The 22,553-nt window shown below is 42.0% G+C and carries 18 protein-coding genes and 1 CRISPR repeat array; of the genes, 8 read left to right on the top strand and 10 right to left on the bottom strand.

From position 1 onward, the window contains the following. Window positions 1–831: 831 nt before the first annotated feature. Window positions 832–1,035, bottom strand: coding sequence for a heavy-metal-associated domain-containing protein (locus tag HC643_RS10440; protein WP_038099004.1), 204 nt, complete (start codon window positions 1,033–1,035; stop codon window positions 832–834). Window positions 1,036–1,323: 288 nt separating this feature from the next. Here HC643_RS10440 and alaS point away from each other — a divergent pair, with 288 nt between their 5' ends. The 7 genes from alaS (at window position 1,324) to HC643_RS10405 (ending at window position 10,973) form a co-directional block, all read left to right on the top strand. Beyond that, the gene (gene alaS, locus HC643_RS10435) at window positions 1,324–3,975 is read left to right on the top strand and encodes an alanine--tRNA ligase (RefSeq protein ID WP_038099002.1); all 2,652 of its coding nucleotides are present in this window, start codon (window positions 1,324–1,326) and stop codon (window positions 3,973–3,975) included. A 145-nt stretch (window positions 3,976–4,120) separates the two neighbouring features. Continuing rightward, a complete protein-coding gene (locus tag HC643_RS10430) occupies window positions 4,121–4,381 on the top strand; it encodes a hypothetical protein (RefSeq protein ID WP_038081185.1) in 261 nt (86 codons plus the stop codon). Between the two features lie 456 nt (window positions 4,382–4,837). Then, a complete protein-coding gene (locus HC643_RS10425; protein WP_038081186.1) occupies window positions 4,838–5,218 on the top strand; it encodes a VanZ family protein in 381 nt (126 codons plus the stop codon). Continuing rightward, a complete protein-coding gene (locus tag HC643_RS10420; RefSeq protein WP_336604333.1) occupies window positions 5,218–5,601 on the top strand; it encodes a VanZ family protein in 384 nt (127 codons plus the stop codon). The genes HC643_RS10425 and HC643_RS10420 overlap by 1 nt, the downstream gene beginning before the upstream one ends. Before the next feature lie 376 nt (window positions 5,602–5,977). Beyond that, on the top strand, window positions 5,978–7,513 hold the full coding sequence (locus HC643_RS10415; protein WP_038081187.1) for a glycosyltransferase: 1,536 nt from the start codon (window positions 5,978–5,980) through the stop codon (window positions 7,511–7,513). A 438-nt stretch (window positions 7,514–7,951) separates the two neighbouring features. Next, window positions 7,952–9,301, top strand: a complete 1,350-nt coding sequence (locus HC643_RS10410) for an HlyD family secretion protein (protein WP_038081189.1) — start codon at window positions 7,952–7,954, stop codon at window positions 9,299–9,301. Window positions 9,302–9,365: 64 nt separating this feature from the next. Beyond that, window positions 9,366–10,973, top strand: a complete 1,608-nt coding sequence (locus HC643_RS10405; RefSeq protein ID WP_082051772.1) for an MDR family MFS transporter — start codon at window positions 9,366–9,368, stop codon at window positions 10,971–10,973. On the opposite strand, the gene HC643_RS10400 is transcribed toward HC643_RS10405, so the two are convergent. Then, window positions 10,948–11,154, bottom strand: a complete 207-nt coding sequence (locus HC643_RS10400) for a hypothetical protein (protein ID WP_137986434.1) — start codon at window positions 11,152–11,154, stop codon at window positions 10,948–10,950. The genes HC643_RS10405 and HC643_RS10400 overlap by 26 nt on opposite strands. A gap of 946 nt (window positions 11,155–12,100) precedes the next feature. On the opposite strand from HC643_RS10400, the gene HC643_RS42550 reads away from it, so the two are divergent. Next, window positions 12,101–12,226, top strand: a complete 126-nt coding sequence (locus HC643_RS42550; RefSeq protein ID WP_419723332.1) for a hypothetical protein — start codon at window positions 12,101–12,103, stop codon at window positions 12,224–12,226. Here the strand turns inward: HC643_RS42550 and HC643_RS42545 are convergent. The 8 genes from HC643_RS42545 to cas5d form a co-directional block, all read right to left on the bottom strand. After that, entirely contained in the window at window positions 12,215–12,550 is a 336-nt protein-coding gene (locus HC643_RS42545; RefSeq protein WP_050046154.1) for a hypothetical protein, read from the bottom strand. The genes HC643_RS42550 and HC643_RS42545 overlap by 12 nt on opposite strands. Window positions 12,551–12,815: 265 nt before the next feature. Next, on the bottom strand, window positions 12,816–13,481 hold the full coding sequence (locus HC643_RS10395; RefSeq protein WP_038082621.1) for an NAD(P)-dependent oxidoreductase: 666 nt from the start codon (window positions 13,479–13,481) through the stop codon (window positions 12,816–12,818). Window positions 13,482–13,745: 264 nt separating this feature from the next. Continuing rightward, a CRISPR array of direct repeats spans window positions 13,746–16,298; the repeat unit is 37 nt; unit sequence GTTTCAATCCCTAATAGGGAGTAAGTGAAATTGCAAT. A 227-nt stretch (window positions 16,299–16,525) separates the two neighbouring features. After that, window positions 16,526–16,798: a CRISPR-associated endonuclease Cas2 gene (gene cas2 / locus HC643_RS10390; RefSeq protein WP_072040780.1), complete on the bottom strand. Its 273-nt coding sequence runs from the start codon at window positions 16,796–16,798 to the stop codon at window positions 16,526–16,528. A gap of 124 nt (window positions 16,799–16,922) precedes the next feature. Then, on the bottom strand, window positions 16,923–17,927 hold the full coding sequence (gene cas1d / locus HC643_RS10385) for a type I-D CRISPR-associated endonuclease Cas1d (protein WP_038082620.1): 1,005 nt from the start codon (window positions 17,925–17,927) through the stop codon (window positions 16,923–16,925). A gap of 29 nt (window positions 17,928–17,956) precedes the next feature. Further along, entirely contained in the window at window positions 17,957–18,550 is a 594-nt protein-coding gene (gene cas4, locus HC643_RS10380; RefSeq protein WP_038082619.1) for a CRISPR-associated protein Cas4, read from the bottom strand. Window positions 18,551–18,610: 60 nt separating this feature from the next. Continuing rightward, window positions 18,611–19,486, bottom strand: a complete 876-nt coding sequence (gene cas6 / locus HC643_RS10375; RefSeq protein ID WP_038082617.1) for a CRISPR-associated endoribonuclease Cas6 — start codon at window positions 19,484–19,486, stop codon at window positions 18,611–18,613. 12 nt (window positions 19,487–19,498) lie between these two features. Further along, the gene (cas3, locus tag HC643_RS10370; protein ID WP_038082616.1) at window positions 19,499–21,799 is read right to left on the bottom strand and encodes a type I-D CRISPR-associated helicase Cas3'; all 2,301 of its coding nucleotides are present in this window, start codon (window positions 21,797–21,799) and stop codon (window positions 19,499–19,501) included. After that, a complete protein-coding gene (cas5d, locus tag HC643_RS10365; protein ID WP_038082615.1) occupies window positions 21,792–22,553 on the bottom strand; it encodes a type I-D CRISPR-associated protein Cas5/Csc1 in 762 nt (253 codons plus the stop codon). Before cas5d ends, cas3 begins: the two co-directional genes overlap by 8 nt.

Raw genomic sequence — 22,553 nt, 5'->3', positions numbered from 1 at the left:
TGTTTCTACCTAAAGGGTTTAGACTTGGTGAACTTAATTCATTCTCCCTGGTATCTGTAATACATGGCTGTATATCTGATAGGGGAGTTTTAACGTTTGTGTGAATGTCTTATACTTAGCCACAATATGAATTTTTAATTTTTTGCCCCTCATCATACTCTACTTTAATAAATACATTTGCTGAGGTTGCCATTTCTGAGACCTAATGTTTCTTTTCTCCTAGTTGATGAAGAATATTGCAGTTTAAATCATTACGTAAAAAATTTTAACTACTGTTGGGTAGATATTGTCCACAAAAAGTTTATATCGCGGGTATCATTTCTATACATATTTCATAAATTACAAAATTTGTTATAGTAGAATTACCGAAGGATATCCGATCGCGATACAGATAAACTTTATTGAATGTTTAAAATTTAGGTATAGCGAGCATTATCTGATAGAGATTTACAATGCTTAAAATTTTTTATAAAATTATTTAAAATTTTCTTAATATAGATGACTGTAATTTTTGGGATAGAGTTAACAAATTCCTTTCAAATATAATATTTTACTTATTTTTTATCTTGAAAAAAGTCTTATTTCCTCAGTAAAGTCTCTATTGTTTGGAGCACTACTATGAAACAACTCAATAATTTTCTGTATATTCTCGGAAAAACTTTGAGAGGATTTTTGATAAGTCTTATCTAATACCTGTCTTGGAGACCTTCGCGATCGCATTTGTAGTTGCGCTGTCTTCACATACTTCGCAACTACAAAGGAAAATTAGATAGTTTACACTTTGTTACACGGATTGCTTTTTTCTTGCCGACTTACATCCGTTATTGATATCTATTGATAACCTTCAATAGTGTGACCAGCCGCAACAATTGCTTGTTTGATTGTCTCTTCCGAGGCTTGGGCTTCTACAGTTACAGTTTTGCCTTGGACATCCACATCTACCTTAGCGTCTGGTTCCATAACATGGATTGTTTCGGTAATAGTTTCCGCACAACCCTGACAGGCTATTGAGGGGACTTTCAGTTTTAATGCCATAATTTACCTCTATTGGGAAATTTTGTATTTTTCTTCTGCTTTAATTCTAAAAATCACGACCGCACTCACTCATCCTACCAAAGTTATGATTGCAGGGAACACCGCTTGCAATTTGCAACCGATCGCCAGTGACCCATAACGGTAGTCGCGAACTGAAACAAAATGCAAAAATATACCTAATAAAGGGTCAAGGATAAAGGATAAAGTCTGAAATTAATAATACAATGTAGTATGTATTATGCTTTTACTTTGACTTCACATTTCATACTTTCATATTTGTAAGAGCTTATGTCAGTAAATCCCCAGTACCTCAGCGGTAACGAAATTCGCAAAACATTCCTCGACTTCTACGCCCAACGGGGACACCAAGTTCTTCCTAGCGCCTCTTTGGTACCGGAAGACCCAACCGTGCTGCTGACGATCGCGGGGATGTTACCATTTAAACCTATATTTTTAGGTCAGCGCACGCCCGAGTTCAAGCGTGCTACAACATCTCAAAAATGCATTCGCACCAACGATATCGAAAATGTGGGACGCACCAAACGACACCACACGTTTTTTGAAATGTTGGGGAACTTTAGCTTTGGGGATTATTTTAAGGAACAAGCGATCGCTTGGGGTTGGGAGTTATCAACAAAGGTATTTAATTTAGCGCCCGAACATTTGGTGGTGAGCGTGTTTCGGGAAGATGACGAAGCGTTTGCTATCTGGCGCGATAAAATTGGAGTCCCCGAAGCACGGATTAAGCGTCTGGGAGAAGATGATAACTTCTGGGCTTCCGGTCCGACAGGTCCGTGCGGTCCGTGTTCGGAAATTTACTACGACTTCCACCCAGAGCGAGGCGATGAGAATATCGATTTAGAAGACGATACCCGGTTTATCGAGTTTTACAATCTCGTGTTCATGCAATACAACCGGGATGCAAACGGTGATTTAACTCCCCTGGCTAACAAGAACATTGATACGGGGATGGGTTTGGAGAGGATGGCTCAAATTCTCCAAGGAGTTCCCAACAACTACGAAACCGATTTGCTTTTCCCCATCATCAAACAAGCAGCAGAAATTGCTGGGATCGATTACACCAAGGTTGATGAAGAAACCAAAGTTTCCCTGAAAGTGATCGGGGATCACATTCGCTCCATCGTCCACATGATAGCTGATGAAATCCGCGCTTCCAACGTGGGACGGGGTTATGTGTTGCGCCGCCTTATTCGTCGCGCCGTGCGTCACGGGCGATTGGTGGGAATTCAAGGTGAATTTACAACCCAGGTGGCTGAAGTTGCGATCGCTCTTTCTGAAGAAGCTTACCCCAATTTGCGTCAGCGAGAGTCAGCAATAATAGCAGAATTGCAAAGAGAGGAATCTCGCTTCCTAAAAACTTTGGAACGTGGGGAAGAACTGCTTGAGGAAATTATGGCTGAAGTTAAAAGCCAAGGCAAAACTCAAATTAGTGGCGAAAGCGCCTTTACTTTGTACGATACCTATGGTTTCCCTGTAGAACTGACATCTGAAATTGCTGCTGAGAACAACCTCACAATTGATGAGGCTGGGTTTGAGGTGGAAATGGAAAAGCAAAAACAACGTGGAAGAGACGCCCACGAAACCATCGACCTCACCGTACAGGGTTCTCTCGATGAACTCGCCGAACACATCCAAGTTACAGAATTTTTGGGTTACACCCAAACCGCAGCAACATCAATTGTGGAAGTGTTGTTAGTGGGTGGTGTCTCGCAAGAGGAAGCAGAAGCCGGAACAGAGGTACAAGTTGTTCTCGACCAAACCCCATTTTATGCTGAATCGGGCGGACAAATTGGCGATCGCGGATATATATCTGGTGATGGTGTTCTCGTGACAATTTACGATGTGAAGAAAGAATCAGATTTCTTTGTTCACTTCGGACGCATTGAACGGGGAACTCTCCGAGTTGGCGATAAGGTGATGGCTCAAATCGATCCAGCTTGTCGCCGTCGCGTCCAAGCTAACCATACTGCAACTCATCTCTTACAAGCAGCGTTGAAGAAAATTGTTGATGAAGGAATCTCTCAAGCAGGTTCGCTCGTATCCTTCGATCGATTGCGCTTTGACTTTAACTGTCCGCGTCCAGTCACCCCAGAAGAGTTGCAGCAAATTGAGGAAACGATCAATCTTTGGATTGGTGAAGCTCACTCTGCTCGTGTGGAAATTCTACCCCTAGCTGAAGCAAAAGCAAGAGGTGCTGTTGCTATGTTTGGTGAAAAGTACGGCGAACAAGTCAGGGTGATTGATTTTCCTGGTGTGTCCATGGAACTGTGTGGCGGAACTCATGTTAGCAATACTTCAGAAATTGGAGTTTTCAAAATTATCTCTGAATCTGGAGTTGCTTCCGGAGTTCGACGGATTGAAGCTGTCTCCGGTGCTTCAATTTTGGAGTACCTAAATGTTCGGGATAAAGTGGTAAAGGATTTGAGCGATCGCTTCAAGGTAAAACCTGAAGAACTCCCAGATAGAATCACCATCCTGCAAAACGAACTGAAAACCGCTCAGAAGGAATTAGAAACCCTCAAGTCACAATTAGCAATTGCCAAATCAGATAGCTTGCTAGAAAAAGTTGAAGCTGTTGGCGAGTTTCAAATTCTTGTTGCCAAAATGGAAGATGTCGATCCCGAATCTTTGAAAACAGCAGCCGAACGGTTGCTGCAAAAACTTGGTAACGGTGCGGTTGTCTTAGGTTCGGTTCCAGAAGCCGGTAAAGTGAGCTTAGTAGCAGCTTTTAGTTCGGAAGTGAATAAGAAAGGTTTGCAAGCTGGTAAATTTGTGGGTGCGATCGCTAAAATTTGTGGTGGAGGTGGTGGCGGTCGCCCGAACCTTGCACAAGCTGGTGGACGTGATGCTAGTAAATTGCCAGAAGCTTTGGAGACAGCAAAAGCGGAATTGGTGAAAGGGCTAATGGCTAATGGCTAATTGCTAATTGCTAATTGCTAATTGCTAATGGCTAATTGCTAATTGCTGATGGTATTGTTGCACGCCAGAAATATCATATGGGGGGCAATAATTTACCATCTAGCATCTACAATCTAAAATCTAAAATGTATCTAGGGGGTAAAAAATGGGTCGCTTAAATCCCTTCTCATTACAAATGCAAATTACCCGCATGTTTGAACAGGGACAATCATTGTTTGCTATCACAAAAGTTCAGGAATGGTTGAAAGAACGCAATCAAAATCCTGCTGATTTTGACATTCTTTTTCATCAAAAACCTGCTCCTCCTGGTTCACAAGAGGTTATAGTTGTTGAAATTGAATTGCGTCGTAAAGATGGTACACCTGTAGATCCTTGGTTGCAAGAACAAGCAAATCTTCATGCTTAAAAAGTTCATGAAAATTATGCTTTTGCTAGCTATTTTATGAATTTAATATGAAGTTTCCCGACAAAGAGCATTCCATTGCGGAATGCTCTTTCTTTATCTTGAATTATTGATTAGTAAATCATATCACGTTCGCTTAATGACTTCTCATAAAATATGGGTTCGTGGTAGGTTGGGTTGAGGAACGAAACCCAACAATCGGGGTTCCATATTGGATTCAGCAATCCCAACCAAAAGTTTGATTTTGTGGGTAATACCCACCCTACACAATACATTTGGTGATTTAAGATTTACTTGATAAACAACCTCTAACCCTTATTTCTTCAAAAGTGTTTGAGTTATTTTTGCGCCTTTCCTAAGAGCAATGAAATGTAACTATATGATGAATTCTGGGTAGTCAAACAAATTTAATATCACAAATGCAAGTAGAAAAACCGATATTTTTTTTATAGAGTCTGCATGAAATTTAACCGTTCTTGGATTGTTGTACTGTGTTTATATCTGATACTTTTGAGTCTATTATCTCTTGCTGTCTATATTAAAATTATTCCATCTAGCGTTACAAAAATTACGCCTGTAGATTTAATTGGACACTTCATTTTAATAGGATTAGTTTCTTACATAGCTCACTTATCTACAAGAAAATCTAAACTTAGATTTTTGCAAATGTCTTTACCGATCGCACCAATTATAATTCTCTTTTTTTGTAGCACAGACGAAATTATAGAGAAATTTATATGGCATAGCGGGATAGATAAGAAGGATATTATAGCCGATTTCTGTGGCATTCTCTTTTTTACTTGGTTGGCAGAACGTACACACTTGAAAATGAAAAAATAATGTCAAACCGTTTTTGGATTTTTGCTTTTTGGTTTTACTTTGGCATCTTGCTATCAATTTGTATTTCAGCTTACATGAAAATTATTCCAACTGAAATAGCACAGTTTCCTTACTATGACACAATATTACATTTTCTTTTAATAGGTATAGCAGCATATTTAGGACATTTGGCTTTAGAAAAACGTAAGGTCCAAATTTTGAACTTTCTCGTGCCAATAGCTCCGCTTTTAGTTAGTATTTTTACCGTCGGTGAAGAGTTTCTCCAAAAATTATCGCCACATCGTAGTTTTGATTTAGTAGACTTAACTGCTGATTTTTGCGGTATCGTCTTATTCACCTTGTTGGCAGAAATGACACAAGTTAAAAAATCTTCTAGAGGATAAGTTATAGGATCTCAGAGGGCCAAAAATTTGCTAGATAAAGATTTTTAGTGATGAGCTACACTATCCCCGACTTATTTAAGAAGTTGGGGATATAAAATTATTCAGATACTAATACTTTATGTCATCAGGTATATGTGAGCAAGCCCGATTGGGGATTAATTTAGATACTAGGAAAAAAAATTGCGTGAATCGGCTAGATGTACGTCACAAAAAGCCGGTAATGACCCTTAAGCTGACTTTTTGATGGCGTTCGTATACAGCCTCAGTGCTTGAGTTCTTCGGTCTTGGAAGGTCTGGGTAGACTTACCAAGCTGTTGTGCTGCTGCGTTCAGGCAGAAATCTAAGCAGGAAATCAACTTGTATTAGGAAGCGAGCAATGCATATTGGATTTCTCAACCCTCAGGGCAACTTTGATTCAGGCAACAGTCACATAGCAGAACATGCAGATTTTGGCGGTCAGCTAGTCTACGTTAGGCAAGTTGCGATCGCAATGGCTGGAGAAGGTCATAAAGTTGATATTATCACCCGTCAAATCATCGATCCGAATTGGCCGGAGTTTGGCGAAACGTTTGATTATTATCCAGATATTGATAACGTCCGCATCATTCGGTTACCAGCAGGACCAAAAGAATTTTTACCTAAAGAGTTTTTGTGGCCCCATCTAGTTAAAGATTGGGTACCCAACATCCTAAAATTTTATCAGCAGGAAGGTAGTTTCCCCGATGCAATGACTGCCCACTATGGTGATGGAGGACTCAGCGCTGTTCTTATTGAAGAGAAGACAGGAATACCTTTCACCTTTACCGCTCATTCTCTCGGTGCTCAAAAGATAGATAAATTGGAGGCTACACCAGAGAATTTGGCTCAAATAAACGAGCAATTCAATTTCAAATACCGCATTTTTGCCGAACGTCTGAGCATGAACCGTTCGGCTATGAATATTACCAGTACGCGACAAGAACGCTTTGAACAGTACTCTCATTGCGTGTATAAGGATGCGGTGGATGTAAACGACGACAATCGGTTTGCGGTTATTCCTCCGGGTACTGATTTCTCGATTTTTGGTAAAGATGCACGTTCCGAAAACGAGGAAATGATTTGCGAGTTCATTCAAGATCGTTTGGCAAGGGATATTGCAGAGTCACGTCGGGAATTGCCTGCTATATTGGCATCAAGTCGATTGGAACTGAAAAAAAATTTATTAGGGTTGGTTCAAGCTTTTGCAATGAGTGAAACCCTTCAAGAAAGAGCAAACTTGTTGCTGCTGACAGGAGGGCTAGACGATCCTTTGCGAGAAGAAGCTAGCGAAGAAATGACCGAAACTGAGGTATTAGCTCCTATTCGGAAGGTGGTTGAGGAAAACAACTTGTGGGGAAAAATTGGTGCTTTTGGCTTGCCAATTTCTTCACAGGAATCCCTCGCTGCAGCTTATCGGTTTATGGCTAAAAGGCGGTCGGTGTTTGCCCTGACTGCACTTTATGAACCCTTTGGTTTGGCTCCTTTAGAAGCAGCAGCAGCAGGGTTACCAGTGGTAGCAACTCAGAACGGCGGTCCCAGCGAGAGCTTGCAACAGGGCGATCGCGAATTTGGCGTACTTGTCGATCCAGAAGACCCTGCTGATATTGCCCGTGGTTTGGAGCGGTTGTTATGCGATCCTCAGGAGTGGGAGCATTTTGCCGTTGTCGGTCAGCGACGAGTCAAGAGGAATTACACTTGGGATACAACGGCTCAAAACTATCTGACTTTAATAGAGCAGATTGTGTCCTCACCTAAAGCAAAGTCTCAGGTTGAATTGCTGCCGATCCATCCTTACTTCCTGAATCCTGAATCGCAAACGGATGTTTCTGTAGAGGAATTAAGTAACCTCTACTTTGGTTGTTATCAACCAGCACTGACTCCATTGGGTGTATGAGTTCTATCCGAGCAAAATTCTTACAGCGTTTTTCATCTATTTAAATAGCAGTATGACTTTAGAGGCGCAAAGTATTGCGCTTTTTTTTTGCATTAACGTGAGTTCGACGAACAAACAAGCTTAGAAAGCCTGCTGTATGGGAATTGGAAAAATAGGATGGGGAAACATTTGTCAGAAGTTAAGGCTGTAAGGCAGTTGTCAAGAGGATTGTAGAAAATGTACCGCATTTAATTGCTTGTGGCTCACTTAGGGTGGCGGTCCTCAATCACAGAAAAATTAAATCGCGTTTTAACTCGAAGAACTTGAGTGGTTTGTATTGGGCGATCGCGGAAGAATGAAAAGTAAGCAAATTGGTAACAGAACCACGGCGAGCAGCCAATGTCTTAACGACCTGTACTTAACTTAACTGACAACTGCGTATATATCCTTAACATAGCAATGGAACTGACTGACTTAACTAACGAAAACCAATCTCATGACGGACGCAAACCACTTGTGCTGGACAAGGAAGGCTCTTCTGGTATTGCAACGGCTGAATCATTGCCGAGTTCCCCGAATCCACCCCATCAACATCCCCGCCGCAAGCTGATATTGTTTGGCTTACTGGGCATAGGGTTAACTGCTGGCGCTATTTTTGGCTACCACTGGTGGCGCTATGCCTCGGCTCACGAGTCAACAGATGATGCTTATGTTACATCATATATCCATCCGATCGACGCTCGCATCAATGGAACCGTAGTGGATGTTGAAGTAGACGATAATCAACAGGTATCACAGGGGACACTGCTCGTGAAGTTAGACCCACGGGACTATGATGTAGCGCGACAGCGGTCAGCGGCAGATCTAGCATCAGCAGAGCAACAAGCGGCAGTTGCCCAAGCCAATATTAGTGTGACGGCAACAAATGCGGTGGGGCAGACCACAGAAGCACAGGGAAATATTAATGCGGCGGCAGCAACTGTTTCTAGTGCGGAAGCCGCTTTAGCAGAAGCACAAGCAGGAGTACCCGCCGCCCAAGCTCAACTTGCTCAAGTCAAGGCAAATTTGATCAAAGCCGAGCTGGATTACAAGCGTTACACTGCCCTTTCTACCCAAGGCGCTGTTCCCCAACAACAGGCTGATACAGCCAGAGCAGTATACGAATCAACATTGGGGCAATACAACGCTATTAGCGAGCAAATTAAGCAGGCTCAAGCGAGAGTGGTGCAGGCTCAAAAAAATCTTTCCAATGCTGAAGCAAAACTGAATTCCACCAAAGGCAATCTGCAACAAGCCAACGCAACTGCTAAACAAACAGAGGTGAATCGACTGCAGTATAAAGCTGCACTAACGGCGATCGCTCAGTCAAAAGCCGAATTAAAGAATGCGGACTTGCAACTCTCTTATACCTCGATCGTAGCTCCCATAGCTGGACGAATCGGCAACAAAACTGTCCAGGTCGGGCAACGGGTTCAGCCCGGACAAACCTTAATGTCTGTAGTGCAGCTAACGCCTTGGATTGTTGCCAACTTTAAAGAAACCCAGTTGGAAAATATGCAGCCCGGACAAGCTGTTGAAATCAAGGTAGATGCCTTTCCCCATCATTCGTTTAGGGGCAAAGTCGATAGTCTATCTCCCGCTTCTGGAGCCAAATTTGCGCTTTTGCCACCGGACAATGCAACTGGTAATTTCACAAAGATTGTGCAGCGCATTCCAGTGAAAGTTGTATTCGACCCAAACAGCATTCGAGGCTACGAATCTCGAATTACGCCAGGAATGTCGGTTGTTGTAACCGTTGATACGCAGTGAATGAGGACTTGCCTCCGCTTTAACAGCCGTTAATAACTACTTACTAATACCAGAAGCTACACTTATGATTAACAAGAGCATCAATCGTTCCCAAGCATTGTCCTCGCGCCCTGCCCGAGGGGCTTCAAACCAATCTGTTTCCTTGAAAGATTGGGTTGGGGTAATGGCAACCTTGTTGGGGGCATTCATGGCAGTGCTGGATATTCAGGTGACGAATGCCTCTCTTAAAGATATTACAGGCGCTTTAAGCGCCACCATTGATGAAGGATCGTGGATTTCTACAGGTTATCTGGTGGCTGAAATTATCGTGATTCCCATGACTGGGTGGCTAGCGCAAGTGTTTTCGGTGCGGCGATATTTGCTTGTGAATGCCACGTTGTTCCTAATTTTTTCGATCGCTTGTGCCTTCGCTGTCAACCTGCCGATGATGGTTTTGTTTCGGGTAGGACAGGGATTTACCGGGGGAGTGTTGATCCCAATGGCGTTTACCGTGATTCTAATAACCTTGCCACCTTCTAAGCAACCGATTGGTTTATCGTTATTTTCCATCTCGGCAACCTTTGCGCCCTCAATTGGTCCCACGATTGGTGGTTGGCTCACGGAAAATTACGGTTGGGAGTATATTTTCTATATCAATCTCATCCCAGGTCTATTGCTCATTGCTGGAGTTTGGTACGGGCTAACTCCCAAGCCGATGCAGCTCGGTCTGTTGAGAAACGGCGATTGGTGGGGCATCATCACGATGGCGATCGGGTTTGCGTCCTTCGAGTTTTTTGCTGATGAAGGAAATCGCAAGGACTGGTTTGGCTCTGAAGAAATTCAGCAAGCAGCAATCATTGCAGCGATCGCGCTGCCGTTGTTTGTGATTCTCCAGTTTAGGCGCAAGCAACCGCTGCTCAATTTGCGACTACTCGGGCGATGGAACTTCGGCTTGTCGATTGTGATTACCCTAGCGCTGGGATTTGGCTTGTATGGGTCAACCTTCATTCTGCCACTTTACCTATCGCAGGTACAGGGGTACAACGCCGTGCAAATTGGTGAAACCATTGCGTGGGCAGGCATCCCACAGCTTTTCATTACGCCGTTTGTGCCCAAGCTAATGAAGCGGTTTGACCTACGGTTGCTAGTCGCAGTTGGACTATCGCTATTTGGAATTAGTTGTTTTATGAACTCTTATATGACTCACGACACGGGAATAGATCAACTGATCCCAGCGCAGATTGTGCGAGCCTTGGGGCAACCCCTGCTTCTCACGCCACTTTCCAGTATTTCATCGGCTGGCATTGAAGCCAAACAGATTGGCTCTGCCTCAGCCATTTACAACATGGCACGTAACTTAGGCGGCTCGGTCGGCATTGCCATTTTGGGAACGCTGCAATCACAGAGGGAACGATTTCACTCCAATCGTTTAGTGGATAATGTATCCCTCTCAAATCCGATTACGCTCGAGCGGATTGACCAACTGACACAGTTTTTTACCGATCGAGGTGCCGATCCGGTGACAGCCCACAACCAAGCAATTGCACAAATCGCTAACATTGTTCGCCAAGAAGCAAACGTCTTGTCCTTCAATGACTGCTTCCTGTTCATGGGCTTTACTCTGTTTGCAGGTGCGCTGCTGGTGCTGCTACTTAAAAAAGTAAAGCCTACAAGCGGGGCAGTGGGTCACTAAGGTTAGACAAACGGGTGCATTCTGGGCAATCGTGGAATGCAGGAGAACGCTCCATCGGTGGAATCTGATAACCGCAAGTTTGACAAGTTTGGTTGAAACGAACCAGCGATGACCGTGAGGTTGCCAAAACCACCGCTTGTGTCAAAACTCCGATCGCAATTAGAGCAATTGCAATAGTCATGGATGTGATTGGGTTAAATGCAATATACCTTTATTAAATAACAGATATCGTGGATAGATGCATGAAGAAATACAAAACTCTTTGTATTCAATCCCTATAAGGGAGTCAATTTAATTTCAATGCAATTTTCTTTCCTTTTCCGCCTGTTTTATCTAAGTTTCAATCCCTATAAGGGAGTCAATAGAATTTCAATAAATCGTTTTTCCCGTACCTTTAATGCATTTTGAGTTTCAATCCCTATAAGGGAGTCAATAGAATTTCAATATATTAAAGTCGGTGACTTGATTAAGTGGAGAGGAGGTTTCAATCCCTGTAAGGGAGTCAATAGAATTTCAATGGGAATGGGTTTTTCGTAAACTTGAGTCATGATGGTTTCAATCCCTGTAAGGGAGTCAATAGAATTTCAATGTTTTGCGACTCCCAATGGAGCCAGGATGAGGTTTCAATCCCTGTAAGGGAGTCAATAGAATTTCAATGGAGCCATGCGGAAAAACAGCACTGCTGTCAAAAATTTGTTTCAATCCCTGTAAGGGAGTCAATAGAATTTCAATTTGAGAAGTTGCTGAGGCAGCAGCCCCAGAATGCGGGGCAAATTAAGGTTTCAATCCCTGTAAGGGAGTCAATAGAATTTCAATCGTCCCCCTTACAGCCGTCCGGTTCCTCAGATGTTTCAATCCCTGTAAGGGAGTCAATAGAATTTCAATACGACCATCTGAATAAGAAGAACAGCGATCGCATGTTTCAATCCCTGTAAGGGAGTCAATAGAATTTCAATCAGTGTTGATGATTCTGGCTTGTGGCTGAGCCAAGTTTCAATCCCTGTAAGGGAGTCAATAGAATTTCAATGCGATCGCTCCACACTGGTGTTCTGTATTTCACCCAATCGTTTCAATCCCTGTAAGGGAGTCAATAGAATTTCAATCGGTCAATTGTAAGGAGCGATCGCATGGCATCCGATGTTTCAATCCCTGTAAGGGAGTCAATAGAATTTCAATCCTATACTCACGAAGCGATCGATCCTCCTTCAGGTTTCAATCCCTGTAAGGGAGTCAATAGAATTTCAATCGGATAGTCTGTAAGCGCTAAACTGTTGCTCATTTAGTTTCAATCCCTGTAAGGGAGTCAATAGAATTTCAATAATCAATCCAGTACCTATAAAAAATTGCTTTTCTAGTTTCAATCCCTGTAAGGGAGTCAATAGAATTTCAATGGCAGGAGCTTGAAAGTTAATCAGTATTCGGTTTTCATGGTTCAAAATCGCGGATGAGCTAATCATAGCATGAGAAATTGAAATTGAGTAGAGGTGAAATAGCTGAAATCCAGTCTGGGTAAGGTGCGCGGATGGATCGGGTTGACAGAGTGCCTCTAAGCTTTGCACCATAAACGTTTCAGTCATTTTTGAGTTAAGTGGTTTGCCCACACCTACCCATCCGCGAATTAAGCACGGAAATTGTGTTGCTGTAAGGCAGTTCACCACCGCTCCCTTTAACTTTACCAAATTAGTAAGAATGCAGAATTTTTGCCTTTGAGTTTAGCTTGAGCTTCGGGCGACACTACCATTTTTAGTGGAAGCAATCTAATTTGAGTCAGTGAATTATTGCCTTTGGCACAATACATTCGTTTTGCCAAGCATATGTCTGTGCCGAGCAACCGCTTAGAGATTAGTAAGCAACAGTCATGCGACAACGAACAAATTGTGGTTGCTCAATCTCGTTTAGCAGTGCGATCGCGTAGTCTTCAGCTGAGATTCGGCTTTCACCTTTATCGTTAACTAGGAGCTGGTCAGTACCAATCCGATACTTACCAGTTCGTTCACCAGGTTCAAAAAACGCTGCAGGACTGATAAACGTCCAGTCGAGATTAGACGCTTTGTAAATGGAAAGTGCTTCGCGGTGAGCGAGAGATGCAGGGCGATAGATTTCTGGAAACTCAGGAGTATCTACAAGGTGTAGACCGGGTGCTACTTCAAGACTTCCAGCACCCCCAACGACTACAAGACGCCGAACTCCTGCACGAGTCAAGCCTTCGATGAGCGAGTGGGAAGCCTTGATGATGTCTTGTGCCAAGACCGGATCGCTTGCTTTGTCAGCGCCCGGTCCTACGGTACTGATTACCGCATCGTGTCCCTTTACAATTTCTGCCACATTCGCTGGATCGAGCACGTTACCTACGATAACATTGCCAACAAACTTGGTGGAGCGATCGAACGATAGCGAGAAGCGAGATAAATCACGAACGATTGCAGTTAACTCATGACCCCGCATCAATGCTTCCCGCGCAATTCGACTTCCAGCCATACCGTTGGCTCCAAACAATGCCAGCTTCATTAAGTTCTCCTTTGAACGCACCACCAACTAAACTTGCATTATAGTTGGGGATTCTTTCGCTACATAGTCTTAGGACTAGATAACATTCCCAGGTACACTGGCGTCCGAGCGCGAAGCGTAGAAACTTTTGCCTACGACAGCCCTAGAAAAACTAGCAATTCTTAACAAAGATAATTGCTACTAACGGTCATGCTTTTACAAAATTTTGTTTCGCTGTACCAACATTATTCTACCATAATGTTGCTGCGCTTTTTTATATTGGTTTCGCGCAGTCCCTAATAGGGAGTAAGTGAAATTGCAATAATCTGAGATTGCAAATCTTTCATTTTGTCTTCAGTTTCAATCCCTAATAGGGAGTAAGTGAAATTGCAATCTTTCCTCGCATCTTGGAATACCTGTAGGTTGTTTGCGTTTCAATCCCTAATAGGGAGTAAGTGAAATTGCAATCCTACTCAATCTTTAGAGATTTTAAATAGAATAGAGTTTCAATCCCTAATAGGGAGTAAGTGAAATTGCAATGGGCAGTCTCTGTCTTACCTGTACCACCTGCCCCGTATAGTTTCAATCCCTAATAGGGAGTAAGTGAAATTGCAATCTTGTTGAATCCCAAATGAGTCTGCTTGACAAACCGGGTTTCAATCCCTAATAGGGAGTAAGTGAAATTGCAATTTTGATACCACCATCTAGTGTAGGCAACGGAGTTGTGCGTTTCAATCCCTAATAGGGAGTAAGTGAAATTGCAATTACGAGCTTGTTGAGGACTTGTGGGTTATTGAGATTGTTTCAATCCCTAATAGGGAGTAAGTGAAATTGCAATCTGGACAGCCGCAAACTGAGGAGCAAGAACCGCAAGTTTCAATCCCTAATAGGGAGTAAGTGAAATTGCAATAGCGGAGCTCGTGAGGTCTCAATTTCACCAGGTTTCAATCCCTAATAGGGAGTAAGTGAAATTGCAATCACGTGGAAAGATCCGGCTTGTGACAGCGAGTTCTTGTTTCAATCCCTAATAGGGAGTAAGTGAAATTGCAATGCGCTGCAATGCAATTTAGTAATTCATTTTCGTTTCAATCCCTAATAGGGAGTAAGTGAAATTGCAATTACCTCGGATTCAAGCACGCTGGATTGTTCGTGCCGGTTTCAATCCCTAATAGGGAGTAAGTGAAATTGCAATGTGCTTTTCTGACTCTTACGGAAGCCCAGCTAATGTTTCAATCCCTAATAGGGAGTAAGTGAAATTGCAATGCTGCTTTTTCGTTGGTGCTGTGGTTATTGGTGGCGTGTTTCAATCCCTAATAGGGAGTAAGTGAAATTGCAATCCTCTACAGCCGCCATTCTGATGAAGTTAGCTGCTATGTTTCAATCCCTAATAGGGAGTAAGTGAAATTGCAATCGTGAAAGATGGGTCACACCTGTATGTGGTACGCGTTTCAATCCCTAATAGGGAGTAAGTGAAATTGCAATGTTTGTTTGTTGGTGCGCTGCGGGATACTGCAGTTTCAATCCCTAATAGGGAGTAAGTGAAATTGCAATTCCAACGCGCTATCTTGATTTGTATTTCTTTCAAGTTTCAATCCCTAATAGGGAGTAAGTGAAATTGCAATCGCTGCCGTCGCTGCCTCACGCTGGGAAACTAGCGTTTCAATCCCTAATAGGGAGTAAGTGAAATTGCAATTCACTTCCTCACTACATTAAACCAAAAGATTTTAGTTTCAATCCCTAATAGGGAGTAAGTGAAATTGCAATGTCAAGGAATTTGGTTTATTCCTTTTTCCTTTACGGTTTCAATCCCTAATAGGGAGTAAGTGAAATTGCAATTTTGAGGTTAAATAACTAAAGCTACTTAAAAAGTTTCAATCCCTAATAGGGAGTAAGTGAAATTGCAATGCAATCTGTACATTTTCGATGCTTTGCACATGGGTTTCAATCCCTAATAGGGAGTAAGTGAAATTGCAATCGCTCGTTTTACAGGGCAGTCTCAAAACTCAAAGGTTTCAATCCCTAATAGGGAGTAAGTGAAATTGCAATGGTACAGCCAATCTCGGAGTAAATGGATTTTGTTTCAATCCCTAATAGGGAGTAAGTGAAATTGCAATGCCATAGCCATATAAGTACGGGCTTTGTTTGTTGTTTCAATCCCTAATAGGGAGTAAGTGAAATTGCAATCGCTTAACGCAACCATGAATAAGGTAGAGTTTCTGTTTCAATCCCTAATAGGGAGTAAGTGAAATTGCAATTTTCCCTAAATCTGGCACGTTGGCACGTGTAGCAATGCAGGTTTCAATCCCTAATAGGGAGTAAGTGAAATTGCAATGGGTTTTTGGGTAAAGAAGGATTGTCATAGCAAGTTTCAATCCCTAATAGGGAGTAAGTGAAATTGCAATATGAAGAAGCCTTGTTGGCTATGGTAATAGCTTTATCAGGTTTCAATCCCTAATAGGGAGTAAGTGAAATTGCAATAAAACTTTTCTTTTTCAATACTTGAAACTTTTGATGGTTTCAATCCCTAATAGGGAGTAAGTGAAATTGCAATGCTATTACTAGATTCAATGGTGAAGTGTTGAAGAGTTTCAATCCCTAATAGGGAGTAAGTGAAATTGCAATAATCTAACTTTAAATATTATTAGAGATGCAACGTAAGTTTCAATCCCTAATAGGGAGTAAGTGAAATTGCAATGGGCGGTGGTTTTTATCTATATAGTTATTTTGTTGTTGGTTTCAATCCCTAATAGGGAGTAAGTGAAATTGCAATCTTAGTCAACGAACTTGCGATCGCGCTTAAAGTTTCAATCCCTAATAGGGAGTAAGTGAAATTGCAATGGCAGGAATCCAAAAGTCAATCAGTATTTGGTTTTCATGGTTCAAAATCGCGGATGGGTTAATCATAGCACGATAAATTGAAATTGAGTAGAGGGAAAATGGCTGAAATTCAGTCTGGGTAAGGTGCGCGGATGGGTGAGGTAATAAAATCGCTCTCAAGCTTTATGCTAAAAGGAATTCAGCCATTTTTCTGCTGAGTTCTTTTCCAACACCTACCCATCCGCGAATTAAGCGAAAAAAATTGTGTCGTCGCGTACTGGCTCACCACCGATACGTTCTACTTTACCGAAACAGCAGGCGCATAGAAAGTAGAAGCGGATGCTATCGGTATCGGGCTTTATCAGTTTATTCAAGCGCGATCGCAACTTTGCATACTGGGTATCAGTGAGTTGGCACTCAAAAATGCTAAATTGCACCCACTGACCGTAGGACTTAAGCACGCTATGGATTTTGGTACGACGTTTATCTTCGGAAATGTCATAAGACACGACAACGTTCATTGAGAAAATTCTACCTCCAGTTTCTAAGCTAATAATTGTTTAACTTGCACAACTTCAGTCAACCTAACTCTTGTGAGACGGGCGTTCTCGCCCGTCCTACTGAGTCAACAAACAGCGTAATAGCTTACTTCATCACAAGTGGTGGATATTTCTCGATTTCTCCCATCAAGTATTTAGCTAAGAAGCGGGCTTGGATTTCAAAGGCTTCTTGATAAGTACATTTGCGTCCAAGTACCGGATGCTTGAACTCAGATTGCTTTTTCTGTGCGTACAGTTGCAAAAATGTTTTTCGTCCTTCCTTGGTGAGGGAAACAGCGTTACTGATAGGTTCTTGTACAAAATCCTCAGCCTTGAGGAATTGCTTATTTAAAGCGGATAGCACAACAGCATCGACAATGACAGGTCTAAACTCCTCCATCAAGTCTAATGCTAGGGATGGTCTGCCATAACGCTGACAGTGTAAATATCCTAGATAGGGATCGAATCCTACAATATTCACTGCGCCTTGAATATCGTGACACAGTAATGAATAACCAAAGCTGAGTAAAGAATTGACGGGATCGGTAGGGGGGCGGCGGACGCGGTTGGTGAAGGAGAATGCCATGTTACGAATCATGCGATCGAAGCATCCAAAATAAGCTGCACTACCCGCACCTTCCAAGCCTCTTAATGAATCAATGTTGTGAGTTGTGTCAATGGGTGCAATTGCTTGCTCTAGGCGGTGGATAAAAGTCGATAAATCTATATCGGCGCATTCTCTTTGACGGCGCACAAGGATAGTACGGTAGTTTTTAAGCTTTCCCCGTACAAACCCCTGGACGACATGAATAGCTCGGGGTGTATCACCAGCAGCATCCCATTGGGCTTTACGTACAAATATGTTTTTTGTCATTTCTGGTTCCAAACGTCCTAAATAACTACCTGTATCTGTAAGAAATGTGAGCGGAATTTGACGCTGCAATAATTCATTGACAGCAGCAGGTGAAACTGTGGCGCGTCCTAGCACCACAACACCATCAACTTTGAGGAGTGGCACATCTAAAATGGTTGTTTTCTCAAATTTGACGTGCAACCGTTCATCGACCTTGCCAATAAATGCGTCTTCTTGCGTGATATATACTGTTCCCATCGTTTCTCAATCCAAATTGAATAATGATATTAGGCTTCTTGATACCGCCCTACTTTGTCTGCAGTTCCTGGCAAACATCTCGTGTAGAGACTGCATCCCGTACAGCGCTTTGTCTTCACGGCTTTTGGCATATGACCCGTACAAACTAGCTTTTGCACGGATTCAATAGTTGCGATCGCACTTTGCCGCAATTCTTCAGAGATCTCTACGAGTTGGCGTTGGTGTGAATGTGCGTAGTAGATGTAACCTGTCTTGATGGTTTGTCCGGTCATTTCTTCCAAACATAAAGCTTGGGCGCAGACTTGCAACTCGTCATTATCCCACTCGCCTTTGTGACCGCGTTTGTATTCGACGGGATACCATTGACCATTTTCTGATTCGATAAGATCGGCTTTTCCAATCAGTTTGTATTTTTCCGATTTCAGCCAAATGGCTCGAACTTGCCAAGTTTCTTCTCGATTTCCTTCTCCAACTGTGTGAACGCGATCGTGTAGGCTTGTTCCTTCAATGGTATATTGATTATCAATAAACTCGCTTGCACAGAACATTCGCCAACATCGATGCGAACAGTAAGCATATTGGTTTAGTGCTGCGATCGGAACGTATTCTTCTGTTTCATTCATGGTTTTTGCTTATTGCTAATGGTTAATGGCTAATAGCTAATAACTATTAGCCATTAGCTATTAGCTGTTAGCAGTTTTTAATCGACGCGTCATTCCCATTCCCATCGTTGTTTTTCGTCCAAGCCCTGCATAGAGAGCAAAGTCTCCAAGGACGTTCATTTGCTTAATAACTATGGGTTCAACTTCTCCTAGAATTCGATAGTTAATTTCGCCAACGCAACCAATAAATTTGTTGTCATAGTTGCTAACAACTTCCGTGTTGATGTTGACAAAGCTGGGATAAATGGATTCGATGGAGAAATCAGTCAACTCAATTCCACTATATTTGTTCCAACGACTGAGAAGACTGTTGAAAACACATTCTCGAACGGGTAAAACGCTATCATATGCTCCCTGGCGAAAGGCTACAGGTGTGGCAAAGCTGAAGGAGATAGTGCGATCGCGATGGCTGGCTTGCTCGTACAATTGAGCATATGTACAAGCATTTGCCCAAGGCTGTATTGGTTGGGGAGTTCCCAAGATACTGGTAATGTACAAATTAGCAGAGCCTAAATGCCAGGGATGTTCTGGGTTGAGATTGAGCCAAAGTGGAGTCAGTTTCCCAAAAAGCGTATCGTCTAGAAGAGAAATCCGCCACCAGCACGGCGTACCTGGGGGGATGGGTTGTTCGTGAGTGTATTGTAAGGTATGGTGTTTGTGGAATTTGCTGTTGCGATCCGGTTTCTTGGGAATGGGGTATCCTTCCCGTTGGCGTTGCACTTGTAAAGGAGACAGAGTAAAGGCTTTGTCTGTATTGGATGAGTGTAGGTAATCTCCTAAATCGCGATCGACAGAACTGATAAGAGTGAGGAACAAAGCGTGGTAGTGTCTACCTGATAGGAATTCTGGGTAGATGGGGGACTGAGGGACTAGGTTAAGAACAAGACTGTGGGGCATAATTGAGAGTTATTAAGCAATAAAGGGTTCATCATCTGGAAGACGCAATTGTTTACCTCTCATTGCCATTGTTAAGATTCCTGCAATCCCTGGCAAAAATTTGTATTCTTTTTGGGCATTGCTACATTGGATGACAATTGGATATGAAACAATTCCTTCTCTTTGCATTTGAATAATAATATACTGATTCTCCTTCTCAGAGACAATCACTCCTGGTATCAAATATTTTTCCAGTGCTTTAATCAAAGGTGTAGGTCGTATTGCTCCTCCCACTCCTATGCGTCGTTCAATACAACAATTTTTGAAAGCAGTCAGTTTATTGAGTTCCGTATTGACAAATTCTTGCCAAGTATCAGGATAATTCAAACGAAAAACTAACTCATAATTATCCTTTGCACGACCAGTCACTTCTAAAAGTTCTCCATTCGGAACAAATTCGTAGTGACGTAAAAGATGGATAGGGTCAAGGGATGTTTCTTCTGATTCATCTAAAAGATAACCGTGTGGATCGCGAATTGAAAGACTTTCAAACAAACTATTTCTGAAAGAAAATAATGGTGCATAACTGGTACTGAAGATTTCAGCAAACTCTTTTAAATCTTTTGCAGCTTCCTCATCTTGTTTGAATAACGATTCATAGTCATCTAAAGACACGCGCCCTGCTTGTAGGTCATCCCAATCTTCAGGATACTTAGCTTTAATGTAATTTCTTACAAAAGCTTGACCGCCAGGAGTATACCGCCATTTGTGTTGAACATCTTTAAGCGAAGCTTTACTAATATTCTCCGCACCTCGTAAAACTTTCATTCTAAAACGACAGTCATCCCAAGTGCGATTTCCTCCTAAAGTTGATTTTATTGTTTCAAAAAGTTGTGGAATTAGTTCTGCACCTACTATCCCTTGCAATGCTTCTTCAAGTTCTAACAGTGGACGAGCAATTTCTAAAAAGGCTTCAGAACGCCAGTATGCTAGTAGAAAAGGCTTTTCCAGACAAGGAAGATTCTTAAGTGTTTGTTCGAGTGCATTCCGTCCTCCAGATATATCAAGCGAGGCTAAACCCTGTTCCCAAGCTATAGCAGGTAAATAAGCTATGGCTTCAGAATCAATATCAGTCTCAGACTTACCTAAAACACGTCCAACTCTACCAATTCTTTGCCAAAATGCAGCACAGTTCTTTGCTGAAAAAATTAGCCAATCTAGATTTTGACGTGTTGGTGCAGGATTTCTTTCAAAGTTAAACCCTACATCTACAGTGCTAGTGGCTAAAATAATTTGACATTGCATTGCTCGTTGTCTATCTTTTAAGGGTGCAGGACCAGTGATACGTCCAATGGAATTACTCAGTCCTTGTTTATCTAATAACTCTTTGAGACGGTTAATGCTTTCTAAGGAGTCAAGAATAACTGCACCGTTTTCTTTTGGTCTTTCTCGAAAACGTTGAACGACTTCAGATGCTAACTCAGCTAACCACTCGTCCCTAGTATCGGGTTGCGGTCTTAATTCCAAATTCACAGATGTTTGTGATGCTAAAAGACTACCATTACCTTTTTCTCCATCTACTCTTGCTATCCTCACACCCTGCTTTTCCAAACTTTGTAGAGCTAATTCACAAGCTGGTTCTGGTGTAGCAGTTAGCAAGACAATCCGTCTTCCATGTTTGAAAAAATTAAAGATATGGGAATAGGCAAGATAAAACAGTAATCCTACAAGTTGTTTAGCATCATAAAGATGAAATTCATCAAAGATAACTGTGCTAAACTTAGTGTAAAAACTGCTAGCAATATTACCTCTGTCATGTGAATTGTAAGCGAAAAAGGTGGCATAGTAAAAAATATCGGGATTGGTCACCAGTATAATTGCTCTATTTGCACCTACCTCTGGAAATATAGTTGCTGGATTTCGCAAAACGTTATACAGCTTTTCTCCAGGTCGCTTACCAACTTTATCATCTGACCATGCTCTAATTTCTTTTGCCGAAGCTGATTTGACTACATGCGGTAAATTAGCATCTTTGACAAAATTTTCAGCAGCTTCACGTTGCTGCTCTATCAAAGCATTAGTTGGGGCAATATAGACAGCACTTTTTGTAGGTTTGTGTAATAAAACTGTGAATCCTGCTTTTGTTTTACCTGTACCTGTGGGTGCTAAATCAAGAATTATATCGGCATCACGAGATTTTTCAAACACATCAACTTGATGTTGAAGGAGTTGATTTTGAGATGTGCTACCAAGACGTGAAATATCTTCAGGTGGTGATGGACAAGCGAAAATACTACGAGATTCAAGTTGAATCACCAATCTTTGATTAGTCATTACTTCTAGCTCCACAACAAAATTGTAAACCAGATGGAACAATGATTTCTCCTACCTGCCAAGCAGTACCTTGAAAATGAAGATTTTTCAGTATTGGCGCTGGAGGCATAGAAATTAAATCAAAAGACAAAATTTCTATTTGTGGTGGTAAATCTGCAACGTTCAAGTAAGCTCTAGTTTGATACTGTCCATTTGGTAATGAAATGACATCAAATTGCTCTAAAACATTGACTTTAACTTTGCTAGCAAACTTACCAACACGGATATAGTCGGGTAATTCGCGATCGCCAAAGACTACAGTTTGAAATTTATTACCACGTTCAATCATCCGCAATCTTCCAGTTTGAGGAAAATTACTTGGTCTAAAGGAATTAGGCTTTTTCCCTTGGCGTTGCAATGGCAAATCTTCTCTTGCAGTAGCGACTCGATTATTAGTCATTGCATACCAATAAGCATCAGAAAGAGCATTGAAACGTTCAAACCGGAAAGTCACTCGACCATTTGCAGGTGAAGCAGGTAATATGTAAAATGCTTGTGCGATCGCTTCAAAATCTTCTTTGTAAGTAGGTCGTCCTGTAGCCTGTCCTTGGAGACGATAGGGAGAATACACTAAACCCAAAGCATAGGTTAGAGCATAATTCCCAATCGTCCCTTCAGTATAGTAGGTATCAGACAACTCCCTAGAGGCAAAAAAGACTGGTTCTAAACAAATTAATTCCACAAGCTTTGCCTGCTGAAAAGGAATTGTTGTCAT

This window comes from Tolypothrix bouteillei VB521301 (assembly GCF_000760695.4).
Classification (GTDB): domain Bacteria; phylum Cyanobacteriota; class Cyanobacteriia; order Cyanobacteriales; family Nostocaceae; genus Scytonema; species Scytonema bouteillei_A.
The sequence above is the reverse complement of the archived record's forward strand: the minus strand, read 5'-3'. Positions and strand labels throughout refer to the sequence as shown.